Origin of the sequence: Lelliottia sp. JS-SCA-14 (assembly GCF_035593345.1) — a bacterium.
Taxonomy (GTDB): Bacteria; Pseudomonadota; Gammaproteobacteria; order Enterobacterales; family Enterobacteriaceae; genus Enterobacter; species Enterobacter wanjuensis.
Genome location: NZ_CP141606.1, coordinates 3,495,240 through 3,510,887, shown reverse-complemented (window position 1 = coordinate 3,510,887; position 15,648 = coordinate 3,495,240). Strand labels below are relative to the sequence as shown.

Sequence of the window (15,648 nt, the reverse complement as noted above, 5' to 3'; positions counted from 1 at the left end):
CCAGACTAGCGCCTCCAAAACGGGAGGGATTCATGGGTTTGCATTCCACGCGCTGGCTGGCGCTCAGCTATTTTACCTACTTCTTTAGCTACGGTATTTTTCTGCCTTTCTGGAGCGTGTGGCTCAAAGGTATCGGCCTGACGCCGGAAACCATCGGCGTGCTGCTGGGCGCAGGTCTGGTGGCGCGATTCCTCGGCAGCCTGCTGATTGCGCCGCGCGTCAGCGATCCCTCTCTGCTCATAAAAGCCATGCGCATTCTCGCGCTCCTCACACTGGTCTTCCTCGCGGGCTTCTGGGTCAGCCAGCAGTTTGCCTGGCTGATGGTGGTGATGGTCGGCTTTAACCTCTTCTTCTCGCCGCTGGTTCCGCTGACGGATGCTCTGGCGAACACCTGGCAAAAACAGGTGACGATGGACTACGGGCGCGTGCGTCTGTGGGGATCGGTGGCCTTTGTGATTGGCTCGGCGCTGGTCGGCAAGCTGGTCAGTCTCTATGACTATCGGGCGATTCTGGCGCTGCTCAGCGTGGGCATTGCCTCGATGCTGCTGGGCATGCTGCTGCAACCCTCGGTCAAACCACAGGGCGAAAGCCGCCATCAGGAGAGCACCGGCTGGGCCGCGTGGAGCACACTGATTAAGCAGAGCTGGCGTTTTCTCGCCTGCGTCTGTCTGTTGCAGGGCGCGCATGCGGCCTACTACGGTTTTAGCGCGATTTACTGGCAGGGTGCGGGATATTCCGCCTCGGCGGTCGGGTATTTATGGTCGCTCGGCGTGGTGGCGGAAGTCATCATTTTCGCGCTGAGTAAAAAGCTGTTCCGCCGCTTTGGCGCGCGCGATCTGCTCCTGCTCTCTGCCGTGTGCGGCGTGCTGCGCTGGGGGATCATGGGCTGGACCACCGAGTTGCCGTGGCTGATTGTGGCTCAGATCCTGCACTGCGGGACCTTCACCGTCTGCCATCTGGCGGCGATGCGCTATATCGCCGCGCGTCAGGGCAGCGAAGTCATTCGTCTCCAGGCGGTCTATTCGGCGGTGGCGATGGGCGGCAGTATTGCGGTGATGACGGTGTTCGCGGGCTTCTTGTATCAGCATCTCGGCCACGGCGTGTTCTGGGTAATGGCGCTGGTGGCGCTGCCGGCTCTGGTGGTTCGTCCCAAAGTGGCAGCGCAAAACGTGGCGTTATGATTCCAGCATGGCGCGAATATGTTCCTGCTGCTGCGGGTTGAGCGTCTCCACGGCGTGGATCAGCGGCGGCGAGAACAGCGGCAGGGCGGTGGCGTAAGGGGTAATGATCAGCGCCGCCTCGCGCGGTGCGCCCTCTTTCTGGAACGTCTGAAGCGACACATAGCGGATGTTCAGCGGCAGCAGCGTCAGTTCGCGCAGCTGCCCCTCAATCAGCACTTCGCAGGCTTTATCATCGCCCGTCAGTAACACGACCTGCTTCTCATGCAGGTCGGTCTCCTGCATCAGCCAGGCACCAAAAATCACAGCCACCAGGCTCATCTCTTCATCAGAAAAACGCAGCCCGAATTCCGCTTCCACTTCAAACAGCACGTCCCTTGTGGTGCGCATAAGGCGCGGGTACAGGCGACCGATCTCTTCCGGCAGGCTGTTGTCGATGCCAATCCCAAACAGCGAGCGATCCAGCGCCTGGGAAAGGTGGATGTACAGCTGATCCGTCAGCCCCTGTTCGTCGCTAAAGCGCATGCCCGTCTGGCCGCGAAAACGGCCAATCATGCGTGAGATGGCGTGGCGCAGGCGTTGGTCCAGCTGATGGGCATCGCGCAGCGGATCGGGGGTGCGCAGCATCATAAACAGCAGCGACAGAAACAGCGGCTCATCCGCATGGGGGCTTTGATGCACGCGGCGCTGCCAGTGGCGGACAATCTCCTGCGCCGCCAGGTATTCACCGCGCGAATGCGCCCAGTGGCGCTGTACAGGGGAAAACTGCGGCGTCTGCCCCAGATGATGCTGGATCAGGCAATATTGCAGGTAGAGCTGCAAAAACTGCACGTCGCGGCATTCGAAGTGGCGCTGCAGGCGGCGCGAACAGAAACCGATCAGCGCCCGCAGGTTGGTGTCGTCGTACAGCGTGCGCGCGATGCCGAGCTGTTTAAGCTCCGTTTTAAGCGCCGGGGTAAACTGTTGGCTAATAAAATGCGGGCAGAGCCGCAGCGCCCGGCGCAACCAGTGCAGCAGGCATAGGCGTTGATCGAGCGTCGTACCTTCAATTCGGAAGCTGCCGTCATGATGCGTCACGATGTTCAGCCGGTGATAGCGCTGGATCTCATCGCGCGTCTCGGCTATATCTTGCCGTGCGATGTCGTCGTCGACCCCATTGATATCGATAATGCTTTGCGGGGTGACGGCAAAACCTGGCAGGTAAAGCATCAAAAGCACCTGGCAGCGGCGCTGCGAACTGGAAAGCACAGATGGGTTTTCGAGTGTCGTCATCATCTGTCGGGTATCCAGTAGGGGTATTCGATAAGAATAGCTAAAGGATGTGCGCAGGAAAGCGCACCCGCGGGTCTTTCCGTCAGGAATGCGGGAGAACATCACAGAATTTTTGACGTGAGGAATAGATGCAAATAGTTAAACACAGCGCGACGGCGCTATTTTTGGCGGTTTTATCTTCTGCCGCTGCCGCGCATCCTCACAGTTTTATCAGCCTGCAGACGGAAATTGTCGCGGATGATACGCATCTCAGCGGGCTGAAAATGCGCTGGACGATGGATGAAATCACATCAGCGGATCTGCTCTATGACGCAGGTAATGCGAAACCGGGCGATGAGATCTGGAAAAAACTGGCGGCGGAGGTGATGGCGAATGTGCTCGGGCAGCACTACTTCACCGAGTTCTGGCACAACGGCCAGAAAGTGAAATTCCTCAATCGGCCCACCACCTACGGGATGGAGCGCGACGGTCATCAGGCGGTGTTAACCTTTATTCTGCCGCTGGCGGAACCGCAGCCGCTCGCCGGGCAGAAATACACGTTTTCGACCTTTGACCCGAGCTACTACGTCGACATGAGCTATGCCGAGGACAAAGACGCGACCCTTCCCGCCGCGCTGCAAAAGCGCTGCAAAATTGCGGTCCATACGCCAACGCCGAGCGAAGAGACGATGAATTTTGCGCTGTCCCTCGATAAAGCCGACGCGCCGCCGGAGGATATGGATTTGGGTAAACAGTTTGCGCAGCAGGTGACCGTGCAATGTCAGTGATTGTCTCCTCACTCAGTAAAAAACGCCGCTGGCTGCATCTCTGGCCGCTATTCCTTTTTCTGATTCTGGCCGCCGTTGGCGCATTGTGGCTCTGGCAGGCGTGGCCGCAGGTGATGATGAAAAGCATCATCTGGCAGCGCGAGGTTAATCAGCAGATGAGCGGGCTGCTCAAGTCGGTGGCGGAGAATCCGACAAAAGCGGGTGGCTCGCTGCTGATCTTCAGTTTTCTCTACGGCGTGCTGCACGCCCTGGGGCCGGGCCACGGAAAAATTGTGATCACCACCTGGCTTGCAACCCATCCTTCAAAGCTCAAATCGAGTATTGGCCTGACGCTCGCCTCTTCTTTATTGCAGGGGCTGGTGGCGATTGCGCTGGTGGTTGTGGTGCTGACGGTGCTGCAACTCCCGGCTCGCCAGCTGCACATGAGCAGCTTCTGGCTGGAAAAGGGCAGCTATGCCCTGGTGGGTGTGCTGGGGCTGTTGCTCTGTTGGCGAGCGGTCAAAAAACTGCGGGCCTTGCTGCAGAAACCCAAATTCAAAGCGTTTACGCCGCATCATGTTCACGATGCACACTGTGGCTGCGGGCATCAGCATTTGCCGACGCAGGAGCAGCTGCAAAGCGGGGACGACTGGCGCGCGCGGCTGGTGATTATCCTGTCGATGGGGATGCGGCCCTGTTCCGGGGCGATCATGGTGCTGTTGTTCAGTAAGGTGATTGGGGTGTTTAGCTGGGGCGTGATCTCCGCGCTGGCGATGGCGGCGGGGACGTCGCTGACGATTACGTCGCTGGCCTTGCTGGTCCACAGTTTTCGCCAGCTGGCGGTAAAACTGAGCGGCAACAAAACGCCGGTACTGTGGCGGCAGGTGGGCTGGACGACGCTGGCATTAGCGGGCGGGGTAATTTTACTGGTGGCGGCGGTGACGATGTGGATCAGCGCGGTGCCGGTGGGGCGGGGGATACGACCGTTTTAATTTTAGTAGGGTGAGCGCTGATGCCCTCACCCTAACCCTCTCCCACAGGGAGAGGGAACCGAAAGGAATTAACGCTTCAGCGCTTCACTCAGTTCGTCACGCATGTTCGCCAGCATCGCTTTCACGACACGCGGGTTACCGGCAACAATGTTACCGCTCATCATGTAGTTATGACCGCCGGTGAAATCACACACCAGGGCGCCTGCTTCACGGGCAATCAGTTCGCCTGCTGCAAAATCCCACGGCTTCAGCGCGATTTCGAAGTAACCGTCAACGCGGCCCGCGGCAACGTAAGCCAGATCCAGCGCAGCAGAACCGGTGCGACGGAAATCCGCGCATTCGGTGTAGAGCTTGCCGAGGATCTTCATGTAGGTCTGAGCGTGTTGTTTGGCTTTGAACGGGAAACCGGTCGCCAGAATAGTGCCATCCAGATCGCGAGAGTTGCTGCCGCGCAGACGGTAGCCGTTCAGCTGTGCGCCCTGACCACGGGTTGCGGTGAACAGTTCGTTACGCATTGGATCGTAAACAACGGCCACTTCAGTACGGCCTTTGATGCGTACAGCGATAGAAACAGAGAAATGTGGGAGGCGTTTAACGAAGTTGGTGGTGCCATCCAGTGGATCGATTACCCATTGAACATCCTGATCTTCGCCTGTCATTTCACCGCCTTCTTCAGCGATGATGGTGTGCTGCGGGTAAGATTTGCGAATGGTTTCGACAATAATCGCTTCTGCGGCTTTATCGACGTTAGTCACAAAGTCATTGCTGCCTTTCTGGCTGGTTTCTACAGAATCTGGTGTTTCGTAGTGTTTGGCAATTACATTACCCGCCTTGCGCGCTGCGCGCACGGCGATGGTCAACATAGGATGTTGCATCGGTTACTCTCACTGGATGTTAAAGAACAGGGAAACGAAAACGGCCCAGAGTATAGCAGCGAGTTCGGATCATGTCTCTCGTTTATGATAATATGACCGAATATTCTTCAGACACTGGCTTTCGAAAAACTCATTATGCTGCAAAACATCCGAATCGTACTGGTCGAAACATCGCACACCGGCAATATGGGCTCTGTCGCCCGCGCTATGAAAACCATGGGTTTAACCAATCTGTGGCTGGTCAATCCGCTGGTGAAACCAGATTCTCAGGCCATCGCCCTGGCAGCAGGCGCGAGTGACGTGATCGGCAACGCGCAGATCGTTGATACCCTCGACGAAGCGCTGGCGGGCTGTAGCCTGGTTGTTGGTACCAGCGCGCGTTCACGCACGTTGCCGTGGCCGATGCTCGATCCGCGCGAATGCGGCCTGAAAAGCGTCGCCGAAGCACAGCAGGCGCCTATCGCTCTGGTGTTTGGCCGTGAGCGCGTCGGCCTGACCAACGACGAACTGCAGAAGTGTCATTATCACGTGGCGATTGCCGCAAACCCGGAATACAGCTCCCTGAACCTGGCGATGGCGGTGCAGGTTATCGCCTATGAAGTACGTATGGCGTGGCTGGCAACCCAGGAAAAAGGCGTCAGCGCCGAGCAGGAAGAAGAGGCCGCGTATCCGCTGGTGGACGATCTGGAGCGTTTCTACGGTCATCTGGAACAAACGCTGTTGACCACCGGTTTTATCCGCGCGTCGCACCCAGGTCAGGTGATGAACAAGCTGCGCCGTCTGTTTACCCGCGCTCGCCCGGAAACGCAGGAACTGAACATTTTGCGCGGGATGCTGGCGTCGATTATTGAGCAGAAGAATAAAGAGTAGTGCGCACGATTTTGTAGGCCGGGTAAGCGAAGCGCCACCCGGCAAGGCTTTGAGCGCACATATGGCTAAATACCTGACTAAAACAGTCAAGTAAATAGTTGACCAATTTAGTCGGGAATGTCAGACTTGGCCCTGCTATGCAATACCCCCCATTTTACAATAAAAAACCCCGGGCAGGGGCGAGTTTGAGGTTAAGTAAGACATGAGACTGACATCTAAAGGGCGTTATGCTGTGACCGCGATGCTGGACGTTGCGCTCAACTCTGAATCGGGCCCGGTTCCGTTGGCTGATATTTCTGAACGTCAGGGAATTTCCCTCTCTTATCTGGAACAGCTGTTCTCCAGATTGCGTAAAAACGGATTGGTTTCCAGCGTGCGCGGCCCAGGCGGCGGCTATCTGCTGGGTAAAGACGCGGGCAGTATTGCAGTGGGCGAAGTTATTAGCGCTGTTGATGAGTCGGTAGATGCGACCCGTTGCCAGGGCAAAGGCGGCTGTCAGGGCGGCGATAAATGCCTGACCCACGCGCTGTGGCGCGATCTGAGCGACCGTCTGACCGGCTTCCTGAACAACATCACCCTCGGTGAACTGGTGAATAACCAGGAAGTTCTGGATGTATCTGGCCGCCAGCACAGCCATGAATCACAACGCAGCACCCGCGGACAAGACGCGATCGACGTTAAGTTACGCGCTTAAAAAAACGATAAGATTTTTCGAATCAGGCCGGGGCGTTAGCTCGCCCCGTCTACTCGGTCGTACATCCAGCCGGTTAGCCTGATTCCTTGCATTAGAGCGATGTACGGAGTTTATAGAACAATGAAATTACCGATCTATCTCGATTACTCCGCAACCACGCCGGTGGACCCGCGTGTTGCCGAGAAAATGATGCAGTGTCTGACCCTGGACGGAAACTTTGGTAACCCAGCTTCCCGTTCACACCGTTTTGGCTGGCATGCTGAAGAGGCGGTTGATATCGCCCGTAATCAGATTGCTGAGCTGGTTGGCGCCGACCCGCGTGAAATTGTTTTCACCTCCGGTGCGACCGAATCCGACAACCTGGCGATTAAAGGTGCGGCCAACTTCTATCAGAAAAAAGGCAAGCACATCATCACCAGCAAAACCGAACACAAAGCCGTGCTGGACACCTGTCGCCAGCTCGAGCGTGAAGGTTTTGAGGTCACCTATCTCGCCCCACAGAGCAACGGTATTATCGACCTGAAAGAGCTCGAAGCGGCGATGCGCGACGACACCATTCTGGTGTCCATCATGCACGTTAATAACGAAATCGGCGTGGTGCAGGATATCGCGACCATCGGCGAACTCTGCCGTGCGCGCGGTATCATCTATCACGTAGATGCCACCCAGAGCGTGGGCAAACTGCCTATCGACCTGAGCCAGCTGAAAGTGGACCTGATGTCCTTCTCCGGCCACAAAATCTATGGCCCGAAAGGTATCGGCGCGCTGTACGTTCGTCGTAAGCCACGTATCCGCATCGAAGCACAGATGCACGGCGGCGGTCACGAGCGCGGCATGCGTTCCGGTACGCTGCCTGTTCACCAGATCGTCGGCATGGGCGAAGCTTACCGTATTGCAAAAGAAGAGATGGAAAGCGAGATGGCGCGTCTGCGCACGCTGCGTAACCGTCTGTGGGACGGCGTGAAAGATATGGAAGAAGTGTATCTGAACGGCGACCTTGAACAGGGTGCTCCAAACATCCTCAACGTCAGCTTCAACTATGTTGAAGGCGAATCGCTGATTATGGCTCTGAAAGACCTGGCCGTCTCTTCCGGTTCTGCCTGTACGTCTGCAAGCCTTGAGCCATCCTACGTGCTGCGCGCACTGGGCATGACCGACGAGCTGGCACACAGTTCTATCCGTTTCTCTTTAGGTCGCTTCACTACCGAAGAAGAGATTGACTACACCATCAAGCTGGTTCGTAACTCCATCGGCCGTCTGCGTGACCTTTCTCCATTGTGGGAAATGTTCAAACAGGGCGTGGATCTGAACAGCATTGAATGGTCACATCACTAATCGGTACGAAGGAGAATTCAACATGGCTTACAGCGAAAAAGTTATTGATCATTACGAGAACCCACGCAACGTTGGCTCTTTCGACAACAGCGACGAAAGCGTTGGTAGCGGCATGGTCGGCGCACCGGCCTGTGGCGACGTGATGAAGTTGCAGATTAAAGTCAACAATGAAGGTATCATTGAAGACGCACGTTTCAAGACTTACGGCTGCGGTTCTGCGATCGCATCCAGCTCCCTGGTCACCGAGTGGGTGAAGGGCAAGTCTCTGGACGAAGCACAGGCAATTAAAAACACTGATATTGCTGACGAACTCGAACTGCCACCGGTGAAAATTCACTGCTCTATCCTGGCAGAAGACGCGATCAAAGCCGCCATTGCGGACTATAAAAGCAAACGTGAAGCAAAATAATTGAGGTTTGAGTATGTCGATTACCCTTAGCGACAGCGCTGCCGCGCGAGTAAGCGCCTTTCTGGCGAACCGTGGTAAAGGCTTTGGCCTGCGACTGGGCGTACGTACCTCCGGCTGTTCCGGTATGGCTTATGTACTGGAGTTTGTTGACGAACCGGCGACGGATGACACCGTGTTTGAAGACAAAGGCGTGAAGGTAGTAGTCGATGGCAAGAGCCTGCAATTTCTCAACGGCACTCAGCTGGATTTTGTGAAAGAAGGCCTGAACGAAGGCTTTAAATTCACCAATCCGAACGTAAAAGACGAGTGCGGTTGCGGCGAAAGCTTCCACGTTTAACTGCGCGTTAACCGAAACCCCACCGTGGCCTGGCTACGTGTGGGGTTTGTTCTAACTGGCTAACCCTGAGATTGTTATGGATTACTTCACCCTCTTTGGGTTGCCCGCCCAGTACCCGATCGACATCCAGGCCCTGACGGTTCGTTTCCAGGATCTGCAACGTCAATTCCATCCGGATAAATTTGCCAGCGGGTCACCGGCGGAGCAACTGGCTGCGGTTTCGCAGTCGGCCACCATCAACCAGGCGTGGCAAACCCTGCGCAGCCCGCTCGCGCGCGCAGAGTATCTGCTTTCACTCCACGGTTTTGATCTGGCGAGCGAGCAACACACCGTTCGCGACACGGCTTTCCTGATGGAACAGCTGGAGCTTCGCGAAGAGCTGGATGAGATCGAACAGGCGAAAGACGAAGTCCGTCTTGAAAGCTTCATCAAACGGGTGAAAGCAATGTTCGATACCCGCCATCAGCAGATGGTTGAACAACTGAATAACGAGACGTGGGACGTAGCGGCGGACACTGTACGCAAGCTGCGTTTTCTCGATAAACTGCGAAGCAGTGCTGAACAACTCGAAGAAAAGCTGCTCGATTTCTGATTTTGGAAGCTTAACATGGCCTTATTACAAATTAGTGAGCCTGGTCTGAGCGCCGCACCGCACCAGCGTCGTCTGGCGGTGGGCATTGATTTAGGTACCACCAATTCTCTCGTCGCGACCGTGCGCAGCGGCCAGGCCGAAACCCTGGCAGACGCCGAAGGGCGTCACCTGCTGCCTTCCGTGGTTTACTACCAGCAGCATGGCCACTCTGTGGGATACGACGCGCGCGCCAATGCCGCGAAAGACCCCGCCAATACCATCAGCTCGGTAAAACGCATGATGGGCCGCTCGCTGGTCGATATCCAGACACGTTACCCGCACCTGCCGTATCAGCTGCAGGCCAGTGAAAATGGCCTGCCGATGATCGCAACCGATGCCGGTTTACTCAACCCGATTCGCATCTCCGCTGACATTCTGAAAGCGCTGGCCGCCCGTGCGACCGCCACGCTGGAAGGCGAACTCGACGGCGTGGTGATCACCGTTCCGGCCTACTTTGACGACGCTCAGCGTCAGGGCACCAAAGACGCCGCGCGTCTGGCTGGGCTGCATGTGCTGCGCCTGCTCAACGAACCGACCGCCGCGGCGATTGCCTACGGCCTCGACTCCGGTCAGGAAGGGGTGATTGCCGTTTACGATCTCGGTGGCGGCACCTTTGATATCTCGATTCTGCGCCTCAGCCGTGGCGTATTCGAAGTGCTGGCAACCGGCGGCGATTCTGCCCTCGGCGGCGACGACTTCGACCATCTGCTGGCGGATTACATTCGCGAACAGGCGGGCATTGCCGATCGCAGCGACGTCCGCGTGCAGCGCGAGCTGCTCGACGCCGCTATCGACGCCAAAATCGCGCTCAGCGACGCGCAGTCTGTCACCGTTAACGTGGCGGGCTGGAGCGGGGAAATCACCTGCGAGCAGTTCAACGAACTGATTGCCGCGTTGGTAAAACGTACCCTGCTGGCCTGCCGTCGCGCGCTGAAAGACGCTAACGTCGAAGCCAGCGAAGTGCTGGAAGTGGTGATGGTCGGTGGTTCAACCCGTGTGCCATTGGTGCGCGAACGCGTCGGTGAATTCTTTGGCCGCACGCCGCTCACCTCCATCGACCCGGATAAAGTGGTGGCGATTGGCGCCGCGATTCAGGCGGACATTCTGGTCGGCAATAAGCCGGACAGCGAAATGCTGCTGCTCGATGTGATTCCGCTCTCCTTAGGGCTGGAAACCATGGGCGGCCTGGTCGAGAAAGTGATCCCGCGTAACACCACCATTCCGGTGGCCCGCGCGCAGGAGTTCACCACTTTCAAAGACGGTCAGACGGCGATGTCCATCCACGTGATGCAGGGCGAGCGCGAGCTGGTTCAGGACTGCCGCTCGCTGGCGCGTTTCGCGCTGCGCGGTATCCCGGCGCTGCCGGCGGGCGGGGCGCATATTCGCGTCACCTTCCAGGTGGATGCGGACGGCCTGCTGAGCGTTACGGCGATGGAAAAATCTACCGGCGTGGAGTCTTCCATCCAGGTGAAACCGTCCTACGGTCTGACCGATGGCGAAATCGCCTCCATGATTCAGGATTCAATGAGCTATGCCGAACAGGATGTGAAGGCACGTATGCTGGCGGAGCAGAAAGTCGAAGCCGCGCGCGTGCTGGAAAGTCTGGAAGGCGCACTCACTGCTGATGCCGCGCTGCTAAGCGCCGCAGAGCGCCAGGTAATTGACGACGCCGTTGCGCAGTTACGCGCGGTGGCCGAAGGCGATGACGCTGACGCAATAGAACAAGCGATTAAAAACGTTGATAAGCAAACCCAGGATTTCGCCGCACGCCGTATGGACCAGTCTGTCCGTACCGCGCTGAAAGGCCAGTCCGTGGACGAGGTTTAATATGCCAAAGATTGTTTTTCTGCCTCATGCGGACCTCTGTCCGGATGGCGCAGTTCTGGAAGCTGAGACCGGCGAAACCATCCTCGACGTTGCCCTGCGGGGCGGTATCGAAGTGGAACACGCCTGTGAAAAATCCTGTGCCTGCACCACCTGCCACTGCATCGTGCGTGAAGGTTTCGACTCCCTCGCGGAAAGCACCGAAGACGAAGACGACATGCTGGATAAAGCATGGGGTCTGGAGCCAGACAGCCGTTTAAGCTGCCAGGCGCGCGTCACCGATGAAGACCTGGTGGTCGAAATCCCGCGTTACACTATCAACCATGCGCGCGAGCACTAACAGGGGGTAGTATGGGACTGAAGTGGACCGACAGCCGCGAAATCGGCGAGGCGCTATACGACGCCAACCCGGATCTCGATCCGAAGACCGTACGATTCACCGATATGCATCAGTGGATCTGCGACCTGGAAGATTTTGACGACGATCCCAGCGCATCCAATGAAAAAATTCTGGAGGCGATTCTGTTAGTCTGGTTAGATGAAGCAGAGTAGAAAATGAAACGGGCTGCCTCTGGCGGCCCGTTTGCTAGTTGCTAATAAGGAAAAATAAAATGACCGAAGCGATGAAAATTACGCTCTCTACACAGCCTGCGGACGCACGCTGGGGCGACAAAGCCACCTACAGCATTAATAATGACGGCATTACCCTGCACCTGAACGATTCCGATGACTTGGGCCTGATCCAGCGCGCCGCGCGTAAAATTGACGGTCTGGGCATCAAGCACGTCACGCTGGCTGGAGTTGGCTGGGACACGGATCGCAGCTGGGCGTTTTGGGCGGGCTACAAAGGCCCGAAAGGCACCCGTAAAGTCGAGTGGGCAAACCTCGATGAAGCCGCGCAGAAAGAGCTGGAAAACCGTCTGACCATCATCGACTGGGTGCGTGACACCATCAACGCCCCGGCGGAAGAGCTCGGTCCTGAGCAGCTGGCGCAGCGCGCGGTCGATCTGCTCTGCAAAGCCGCAGGCGACAAAATGTCGTATCGCATCACCAAAGGTGAAGATCTGCGTGAGCAGAATTACATGGGTATTCACACCGTGGGTCGCGGCTCTGAGCGTCCACCGGTCCTGCTGGCGCTGGATTACAACCCAACCGGCGACAAACAGGCTCCGGTCTTTGCGTGCCTGGTCGGGAAAGGTATCACCTTTGATACCGGCGGTTACAGCCTGAAGCAGAGCGCCTTCATGGACTCCATGAAATCTGACATGGGCGGCGCGGCGACCATCACCGGCGCGCTGGCGTTTGCTATCACCCGTGGTCTGAACAAGCGCGTGAAACTCTACCTGTGCTGCGCCGACAACATGGTGAGCGGTAACGCGTTCAAGCTGGGCGATATCATTCGCTATCGCAACGGTAAAAACGTTGAAGTGATGAACACCGACGCCGAAGGCCGTCTGGTGCTGGCCGATGGCCTGATTGACGCCTCCGCGCAGAAACCAGAGCTGATCATCGACATGGCGACCCTGACGGGTGCGGCGAAAACCGCCCTTGGCAACGACTATCACGCCCTGTTCAGCTTCGACGACAAACTGGCCGCGCGTCTGCTGGCGAGTGCCGCCGCTGAGAACGAACCGTTCTGGCGTCTGCCGCTGGCGGAATTCCACCGCAGCCAGCTGCCGTCTAACTTTGCCGAGCTGAACAACACCGCCAGCGCAGCCTACCCGGCAGGCGCAAGCACCGCGGCAGGTTTCCTGTCCCACTTCGTTGAAAACTATCGCGAAGGCTGGCTGCACATCGACTGTTCCGCGACCTACCGTAAAGCGGGCGTCGAGCAGTGGTCTGCGGGCGCCACCGGTCTGGGTGTGCGTACTATTGCGAATCTGTTGACGGCTGAGTAATTGGCTTAATGCCGGGGGGCGCTGCGCTTACCCGGCCTACAAAACCCGTAGGCCCGTGCAAGCGCAGCGCCGCCGGGCGATAAACGTAACGAAACTATGTCCGAAACCAAAAACGAATTAGAAACTTTGCTGGAGCAGGCGGCGACTGAACCCGCCCACCGTCCGGCATTTTTCCGCACCCTGCTGGAATCTACCGTCTGGGTGCCGGGAACCGCGGCGGAAGGCGAGCAGGTTGTCGAAGACAGCGCGCTGGATCTGCTGCACTGGGAGAAAGACGACGGCACTTCCGTCATCCCGTTCTTCACCTCGCTGGAAGCCCTGCAGCAGGCGGTCGAAGACGAGCAGGCGTTCGTGGTCATGCCGGTGCGTACGCTGTTTGAAATGACGCTCGGCGAAACCCTGTTCCTCAACGCCAAACTCCCGACCGGGAAAGAGTTCACCCCGCGCGAAATCAGCCATCTGATTGGTGAAGAGGGCAACCCGCTGAGCACGCAGGAAGTGCTGGAAGGCGGCGAAACGCTGCTGCTCTCCGAAGTGGCCGAACCCCCGGCGCAGATGATCGACTCCCTGACCACGCTGTTTAAAACCATCAAGCCGGTGAAGCGCGCGTTTCTCTGCTCGATCAAAGAGAGCGCCGAAGAACAGCCCGTTCTGCTGATCGGCATTGAAGCGGACGGCGACATCGAAGAGATCATTCAGGCGGCAGGCAGCGTGGCCACCGACACCCTGCCGGGTGACGAGCCGATTGATATCTGTCAGGTCGTGAAAGGTGAGAAGGGCATCAGCCACTTTATTACCGAGCACATCACGCCGTTCTACGAACGTCGCTGGGGCGGCTTCCTGCGCGATCTGAAAACTACCCGCATTATCTAAAGCGGTCGGGGTGAGCACTCACCCCGTCGCTTCCAGCAACAGCAAATCCATCAGCAGCACCAGATTCGATTCAAACGACGTCACCCCTGCGGCTTCGGCGGCGAAATGCACCGCTTCGTCATACAGCGCAAAATGCAAATCCGCCATCCCGGCCAGGGTATTCGCTGACGCGCGGGTAAAGGCGATCACCGTCATGCCGACGTTTTTGGCGATCCGCGCTTTATCCAGCACCTGCTCCGTCTCGCCGCTGCGCGACACCGCGATAAACACCTGATAGCGCGCGGCGTTACTGAGAAAGATATTCCGGCTGTCGCCCGGTCCGGAAATAAACGCCGTTTTGCCCAGCACCTGCAGCTTTTTGGTCAGGTACTCGGCGAAGAGATAGGAAAACCCGGCACCGTACAGGAAGAAACTCTCTTTCTCGCGCAGCAGCGTCGCAAAATGACGGCGCTTCTCTTCCGTCACCCACTGAAAGGTCTGCTGATAGTTGGCGATAAACTGGCTGAACAGGGCGGGCAGGTGCGGTAAATCCTGAGCCTCGCTCGCAATGTGCGGCGTATCGGTGAGTAACTGTTTGCAGTGCCAGATGAACTCGCTAAAGCCGCTAAACCCCAGCTTCTGGCACAGACGCATGATGGTCGCTGTTGAGACGAAGGTCGCCTGCGCCAGCTCGCGCACCGTGATATTGCCCACCAGCAGCGGATGCTCCGTGAGATGGGCCAGGACGCGATATTCCGCGCGGGTCAGAGACTCCCCGCGCGTCAGCAGCGTTGCCAGTCGGTTATCCATTATTGAGCGGGTTCGATCGGCAGATCGTCCCGCGCACCCCATTCGCTCCACGCCCCGTCGTACAGCGTCACGTCGGTCACGCCGAGCGTTGCCAGCGCCAGAATCACCACGCAGGCCGTGACGCCGGAGCCGCAACTGGCAATCACCGGTTTGTGCAAATCCACACCCTGACGCTCAAAAATCTCGCTCAGTTCGTCGGTGGTTTTCAGCTCGCCTTCAAATACCAGATCGCCCCACGGCACGTTGAGCGCGCCGGGAATATGGCCGCGTTTCAGGCCGGGACGCGGTTCGTCTGCCTGAGCATTAAAGCGCGGAGCCGGGCGGGCATCGATGATTTGCGCCGTGTTCTCGTGGCTGGCAAGCAGGACGTCAGTCAGCCGTTTCACTACGCTCGCGTCAAGCGTGGCGTCAAAATCACCTTCCGCAAGCGAAACATCACCCTGCTGGAGCGGCAACTCGTCGCGCTGCCAGCCCGCCAGTCCACCGGCCAGAATCGACACATTCTCGACGCCGAAGGTTTTCAGCATCCACCACGCGCGCGGGGCGGAGAACAGATTGCCCTCGTCGTACACCACCAGGTGTTTATCGCGGCTGATGCCCAGCTCGCGCATTGCCACGGCAAAAGCTTCCGGGCGCGGCAGCATGTGGGGCAGGGGAGAGGTGTGGTCGGAGAGGGCTTCGATATCAAAAAAGACCGCGCCCGGAAGATGTCCGGCGCGGTACTCCGCGGGAACGTCGCGATGCTCTTGCCCTGGCGGGGCCATGCGCGCATCGAGGATTTGCACTTCCGGATCGTCGCTGTGTTCGATAAGCCAGTCGGCTGCGACAAAATATGAGGTGGACATGGGTGCCTCCATTTTTTCCTTAAAAAAGGATTGTCGGTGTTTTATCTGACACCGACAAGCACACCACGTTCAACTCGCGA

At 57.7% G+C, this 15,648-nt stretch carries 18 protein-coding genes; 14 read left to right on the top strand and 4 right to left on the bottom strand.

Going from position 1 to position 15,648, the window contains the following annotated elements:
* Nucleotides 1-32: 32 nt before the first annotated feature.
* Entirely contained in the window at nucleotides 33-1,181 is a 1,149-nt protein-coding gene (locus U9O48_RS16375; protein ID WP_285149789.1) for a 3-phenylpropionate MFS transporter, read from the top strand.
* Here the strand turns inward: U9O48_RS16375 and csiE are convergent.
* On the bottom strand, nucleotides 1,176-2,453 hold the full coding sequence (gene csiE / locus U9O48_RS16370; RefSeq protein WP_285146892.1) for a stationary phase inducible protein CsiE: 1,278 nt from the start codon (nucleotides 2,451-2,453) through the stop codon (nucleotides 1,176-1,178). The genes U9O48_RS16375 and csiE overlap by 6 nt on opposite strands.
* 125 nt (nucleotides 2,454-2,578) lie before the next feature.
* On the opposite strand from csiE, the gene U9O48_RS16365 reads away from it, so the two are divergent.
* Together U9O48_RS16365 and U9O48_RS16360 are read left to right on the top strand one after the other, a co-directional pair.
* Nucleotides 2,579-3,217, top strand: coding sequence for a DUF1007 family protein (locus U9O48_RS16365; RefSeq protein ID WP_282494187.1), 639 nt, complete (start codon nucleotides 2,579-2,581; stop codon nucleotides 3,215-3,217).
* Nucleotides 3,208-4,188 (top strand): nickel/cobalt transporter, encoded by a 981-nt coding sequence (locus U9O48_RS16360; RefSeq protein WP_324722803.1) that lies wholly within the window; start codon nucleotides 3,208-3,210, stop codon nucleotides 4,186-4,188. The genes U9O48_RS16365 and U9O48_RS16360 overlap by 10 nt, the downstream gene beginning before the upstream one ends.
* Before the next feature lie 68 nt (nucleotides 4,189-4,256).
* On the opposite strand, the gene suhB is transcribed toward U9O48_RS16360, so the two are convergent.
* A complete protein-coding gene (suhB, locus tag U9O48_RS16355) occupies nucleotides 4,257-5,063 on the bottom strand; it encodes an inositol-1-monophosphatase (RefSeq protein ID WP_282494189.1) in 807 nt (268 codons plus the stop codon).
* 135 nt (nucleotides 5,064-5,198) lie between these two features.
* Between suhB and trmJ the strand changes: the two genes are divergently transcribed.
* From trmJ to sseB, 11 genes are all read left to right on the top strand, one after another.
* Nucleotides 5,199-5,933 carry a tRNA (cytosine(32)/uridine(32)-2'-O)-methyltransferase TrmJ gene (gene trmJ / locus U9O48_RS16350; RefSeq protein WP_285146889.1) on the top strand — a complete coding sequence of 245 codons (735 nt, stop codon included), beginning with the start codon at nucleotides 5,199-5,201 and terminating at the stop codon, nucleotides 5,931-5,933.
* Nucleotides 5,934-6,135: 202 nt separating this feature from the next.
* Nucleotides 6,136-6,627, top strand: a complete 492-nt coding sequence (gene iscR, locus U9O48_RS16345) for a Fe-S cluster assembly transcriptional regulator IscR (RefSeq protein ID WP_282494191.1) — start codon at nucleotides 6,136-6,138, stop codon at nucleotides 6,625-6,627.
* Between the two features lie 120 nt (nucleotides 6,628-6,747).
* Nucleotides 6,748-7,962, top strand: a complete 1,215-nt coding sequence (gene iscS / locus U9O48_RS16340; RefSeq protein WP_282494192.1) for a cysteine desulfurase — start codon at nucleotides 6,748-6,750, stop codon at nucleotides 7,960-7,962.
* Between the two features lie 22 nt (nucleotides 7,963-7,984).
* On the top strand, nucleotides 7,985-8,371 hold the full coding sequence (gene iscU / locus U9O48_RS16335; RefSeq protein ID WP_005120408.1) for a Fe-S cluster assembly scaffold IscU: 387 nt from the start codon (nucleotides 7,985-7,987) through the stop codon (nucleotides 8,369-8,371).
* Nucleotides 8,372-8,384: 13 nt separating this feature from the next.
* A complete protein-coding gene (gene iscA, locus U9O48_RS16330; protein WP_282494193.1) occupies nucleotides 8,385-8,708 on the top strand; it encodes an iron-sulfur cluster assembly protein IscA in 324 nt (107 codons plus the stop codon).
* A 76-nt stretch (nucleotides 8,709-8,784) separates the two neighbouring features.
* Nucleotides 8,785-9,300: a co-chaperone HscB gene (gene hscB, locus U9O48_RS16325; protein WP_282494194.1), complete on the top strand. Its 516-nt coding sequence runs from the start codon at nucleotides 8,785-8,787 to the stop codon at nucleotides 9,298-9,300.
* Nucleotides 9,301-9,315: 15 nt separating this feature from the next.
* Nucleotides 9,316-11,166, top strand: a complete 1,851-nt coding sequence (hscA, locus tag U9O48_RS16320; RefSeq protein WP_324722802.1) for a Fe-S protein assembly chaperone HscA — start codon at nucleotides 9,316-9,318, stop codon at nucleotides 11,164-11,166.
* 1 nt (nucleotide 11,167) lies between these two features.
* Entirely contained in the window at nucleotides 11,168-11,503 is a 336-nt protein-coding gene (gene fdx, locus U9O48_RS16315; protein ID WP_282494196.1) for an ISC system 2Fe-2S type ferredoxin, read from the top strand.
* A gap of 11 nt (nucleotides 11,504-11,514) precedes the next feature.
* Nucleotides 11,515-11,715, top strand: a complete 201-nt coding sequence (gene iscX / locus U9O48_RS16310) for a Fe-S cluster assembly protein IscX (RefSeq protein ID WP_095282903.1) — start codon at nucleotides 11,515-11,517, stop codon at nucleotides 11,713-11,715.
* Nucleotides 11,716-11,774: 59 nt separating this feature from the next.
* Nucleotides 11,775-13,061, top strand: coding sequence for an aminopeptidase PepB (gene pepB / locus U9O48_RS16305; RefSeq protein ID WP_282494197.1), 1,287 nt, complete (start codon nucleotides 11,775-11,777; stop codon nucleotides 13,059-13,061).
* A gap of 96 nt (nucleotides 13,062-13,157) precedes the next feature.
* Nucleotides 13,158-13,934, top strand: a complete 777-nt coding sequence (sseB, locus tag U9O48_RS16300) for an enhanced serine sensitivity protein SseB (protein ID WP_285146882.1) — start codon at nucleotides 13,158-13,160, stop codon at nucleotides 13,932-13,934.
* A gap of 18 nt (nucleotides 13,935-13,952) precedes the next feature.
* On the opposite strand, the gene U9O48_RS16295 is transcribed toward sseB, so the two are convergent.
* Both U9O48_RS16295 and sseA read right to left on the bottom strand, forming a co-directional pair.
* Nucleotides 13,953-14,723, bottom strand: coding sequence for a MurR/RpiR family transcriptional regulator (locus U9O48_RS16295; RefSeq protein ID WP_324722801.1), 771 nt, complete (start codon nucleotides 14,721-14,723; stop codon nucleotides 13,953-13,955).
* Nucleotides 14,723-15,568: a 3-mercaptopyruvate sulfurtransferase gene (sseA, locus tag U9O48_RS16290; protein WP_324722800.1), complete on the bottom strand. Its 846-nt coding sequence runs from the start codon at nucleotides 15,566-15,568 to the stop codon at nucleotides 14,723-14,725. Before sseA ends, U9O48_RS16295 begins: the two co-directional genes overlap by 1 nt.
* Between the last annotated feature and the right edge of the window lie 80 nt (nucleotides 15,569-15,648).

Bases quoted from the DNA above. Each gene is read 5' to 3' on its own strand.
- U9O48_RS16375 (WP_285149789.1), top strand. From the start codon at position 33: ATGGGTTTGCATTCCACGCGCTGGCTGGCGCTCAGCTATTTTACCTAC.
- csiE (WP_285146892.1), bottom strand. From the start codon at position 2,453: ATGATGACGACACTCGAAAACCCATCTGTGCTTTCCAGTTCGCAGCGC.
- U9O48_RS16365 (WP_282494187.1), top strand. From the start codon at position 2,579: ATGCAAATAGTTAAACACAGCGCGACGGCGCTATTTTTGGCGGTTTTA.
- U9O48_RS16360 (WP_324722803.1), top strand. From the start codon at position 3,208: ATGTCAGTGATTGTCTCCTCACTCAGTAAAAAACGCCGCTGGCTGCAT.
- suhB (WP_282494189.1), bottom strand. From the start codon at position 5,063: ATGCAACATCCTATGTTGACCATCGCCGTGCGCGCAGCGCGCAAGGCG.
- trmJ (WP_285146889.1), top strand. From the start codon at position 5,199: ATGCTGCAAAACATCCGAATCGTACTGGTCGAAACATCGCACACCGGC.
- iscR (WP_282494191.1), top strand. From the start codon at position 6,136: ATGAGACTGACATCTAAAGGGCGTTATGCTGTGACCGCGATGCTGGAC.
- iscS (WP_282494192.1), top strand. From the start codon at position 6,748: ATGAAATTACCGATCTATCTCGATTACTCCGCAACCACGCCGGTGGAC.
- iscU (WP_005120408.1), top strand. From the start codon at position 7,985: ATGGCTTACAGCGAAAAAGTTATTGATCATTACGAGAACCCACGCAAC.
- iscA (WP_282494193.1), top strand. From the start codon at position 8,385: ATGTCGATTACCCTTAGCGACAGCGCTGCCGCGCGAGTAAGCGCCTTT.
- hscB (WP_282494194.1), top strand. From the start codon at position 8,785: ATGGATTACTTCACCCTCTTTGGGTTGCCCGCCCAGTACCCGATCGAC.
- hscA (WP_324722802.1), top strand. From the start codon at position 9,316: ATGGCCTTATTACAAATTAGTGAGCCTGGTCTGAGCGCCGCACCGCAC.
- fdx (WP_282494196.1), top strand. From the start codon at position 11,168: ATGCCAAAGATTGTTTTTCTGCCTCATGCGGACCTCTGTCCGGATGGC.
- iscX (WP_095282903.1), top strand. From the start codon at position 11,515: ATGGGACTGAAGTGGACCGACAGCCGCGAAATCGGCGAGGCGCTATAC.
- pepB (WP_282494197.1), top strand. From the start codon at position 11,775: ATGACCGAAGCGATGAAAATTACGCTCTCTACACAGCCTGCGGACGCA.
- sseB (WP_285146882.1), top strand. From the start codon at position 13,158: ATGTCCGAAACCAAAAACGAATTAGAAACTTTGCTGGAGCAGGCGGCG.
- U9O48_RS16295 (WP_324722801.1), bottom strand. From the start codon at position 14,723: ATGGATAACCGACTGGCAACGCTGCTGACGCGCGGGGAGTCTCTGACC.
- sseA (WP_324722800.1), bottom strand. From the start codon at position 15,568: ATGTCCACCTCATATTTTGTCGCAGCCGACTGGCTTATCGAACACAGC.